The 2,013-nt window shown below is 56.9% G+C and carries 4 protein-coding genes; all 4 read left to right on the plus strand.

Annotated features, from left to right (window positions below; all coding sequences use genetic code 11):
- Positions 1 to 113, plus strand: a 113-nt coding sequence (locus PMI29_RS32200; protein WP_008003303.1) for an ammonium transporter, incomplete at its 5' end; no start/stop codon positions are given.
- A 104-nt stretch (positions 114 to 217) separates the two neighbouring features.
- A complete protein-coding gene (locus PMI29_RS03255) occupies positions 218 to 454 on the plus strand; it encodes a glutaredoxin family protein (RefSeq protein ID WP_008003305.1) in 237 nt (78 codons plus the stop codon).
- A 171-nt stretch (positions 455 to 625) separates the two neighbouring features.
- Complete coding sequence (locus tag PMI29_RS03250) at positions 626 to 940, plus strand: hypothetical protein (protein ID WP_008003306.1); 315 nt, start codon at positions 626 to 628, stop codon at positions 938 to 940.
- A 122-nt stretch (positions 941 to 1,062) separates the two neighbouring features.
- Positions 1,063 to 1,953 carry a pseudouridine synthase gene (locus tag PMI29_RS03245; protein ID WP_008003308.1) on the plus strand — a complete coding sequence of 297 codons (891 nt, stop codon included), beginning with the start codon at positions 1,063 to 1,065 and terminating at the stop codon, positions 1,951 to 1,953.
- The last annotated feature ends 60 nt before the right edge of the window (positions 1,954 to 2,013 follow it).

Raw genomic sequence — 2,013 nt, forward strand, 5'->3', positions numbered from 1 at the left:
TTGCGGTGTATGGCGTGATCAAGGCGTTGCATGGATTGCGCCTGAGTCAGGAAGAGGAGTATTACGGGGCGGACCTGTCGATCCACAAGATCGGCGCCGTGAGCCAGGACTGACTCAGGTCTCTTCATCGTTGGTGGCATCGGGGCAGGGGCTCAATGGCTCGACGGTTTTTCGGGGCAGGCCTAGAATGATCACTTCAATTTTTGGTTGAGCGCTCATGTTTCCCGAATGTCAGCTGTTCGGCACCCTTGGATGCCATCTCTGTGAAGTAGCCGAAGCCATGTTGATGGAGTTCGTCGAGCGCGGTCTGCTGGTGGAACTGGTGGATATCACCAACGATGAAACTTGGTTCGCCGCTTACAGCCTGCGTATTCCAGTGCTGCGGCGAGTCGATACCGGCGCTGAACTGGGCTGGCCATTCGGTGCCGAGGAAGTGGTGGCATTCCTGCGTTAAGCGGTTTTTGCGCTGGCGGTATCTTCCGCCTGTCGAACTTTGCGATTGATCCCCTTGGCTTATACGGTGTCGATCGGATACTGTATGCGCATACAGCTATTCGCGGTGCCTGCCTGCCGTTGCCGATTTTCGGGAACGAGCAGGCAAGCCCGGGCGTGAGAGGGATGAATCGTGGTCAATGTCGAACAATTGAAGAGCAGCGTGAACCGGATGTCCGCAGACGTCGTGCACGAGGCCGTCCGTGAGTTGCGTCTGGATGGTCTGGTGACCGAGGGAAAAACGCCCTTCAACAAAACGCATTTCAATACCTGTTTCGCTGAAATCGAAGCCTTGTTTCAACGCGCGGGTTATCACCGGCAACTCGATGTCGTGGGTTATCAGGGGTTGTTGTACGCCCTGTATGACCCCGCTCGCTGGGAGGCTGTCGATGTGTTGCGCTGGCTCAAGGAGTACACCGAGGCGGCACGCACGCAGATCCCGGCTTGAGGAATCTTGGGGGGCGTTCTCAATTGGTTTTCACGACGGGAAAACTAATTGAGAAAGCCCCCTAGGTTCACTCCCCCTGCTGTTGGATAATGCCGCTCTGCACTGAGGGTTAGAGCTTTCGTATGTCCACTTCTTCTTTTTCCGCGGCACACAGTCAGGCCAGTACGCTCTACTTGCCACCTGGCCCGTGGCAGACCGTTGTCGATTGCCTGTGTGAGCATTTCAGCGCCATCGGTCGTGAACAATGGCTGGACAGAATCGCCCGTGGCCGGGTCCTCGATGGGCAGGGCATGCCGATCGCCCTCGATCTGGTCTACAAGGAAGGATTGCGGATTCATTATTTTCGCGAAGTGCCGGATGAAAAGCCGATCCCGGTGATCGAGTCGATCCTGTACGCGGACGAGCACCTGGTGGTGGCCGACAAACCGCACTTTCTGCCTGTAACACCGGCTGGCGAATACGTCGAACAGACGCTGCTGAGGCGCTTGATCCGGCGCCTGGATAATCCGCATCTGGTGCCATTGCATCGCATTGACCGGCATACCGCGGGGCTGGTGCTGTTTTCCGCCAATCCGCAGAGTCGTTCGGCTTATCAGTCCTTGTTCCCAACCCGGCAGATCGAAAAACGCTACGAGGCCATCGCCGCGCCGTTACCTGACCTTGCTTTCCCGCTGGTTCATAAAAGCCGACTGGTCGATGGCGAACCGTTCTTCCGCATGCAGGAGGGGCCAGGGGCGAGCAACACCGAGACTGCGGTTGAAGTCAGGGAGAAACAGGGGGATCTCTGGCGTTATGGTCTTTACCCGGTGACGGGCAAGAAACACCAGCTGCGGGTGCATATGGCAGCGTTGGGGGCCGCTATCTGCAACGACCCGTTTTACCCCGAGGTGCTCAAGGACGCGCAGGATGACTATGCCAATCCTTTGAAACTGCTGGCTCAGGGGCTGAAATTTATCGATCCGGTCACTGGCCGGGAGCGAGAGTTCGAGAGTGAAATCACCCTGCAATGGTGATCAAGAAACGACCCTGAAGCGCTAATGCCAGTCAGTTAAGCGGTAATGCGATCTGTAGCA

Origin of the sequence: Pseudomonas sp. GM49 (assembly GCF_000282355.1) — a bacterium.
Classification (GTDB): Bacteria; Pseudomonadota; Gammaproteobacteria; order Pseudomonadales; family Pseudomonadaceae; genus Aquipseudomonas.

Bases quoted from the DNA above. Each gene is read 5' to 3' on its own strand.
- PMI29_RS03255 (WP_008003305.1), top strand. From the start codon at position 218: ATGTTTCCCGAATGTCAGCTGTTCGGCACCCTTGGATGCCATCTCTGT.
- PMI29_RS03245 (WP_008003308.1), top strand. From the start codon at position 1,063: ATGTCCACTTCTTCTTTTTCCGCGGCACACAGTCAGGCCAGTACGCTC.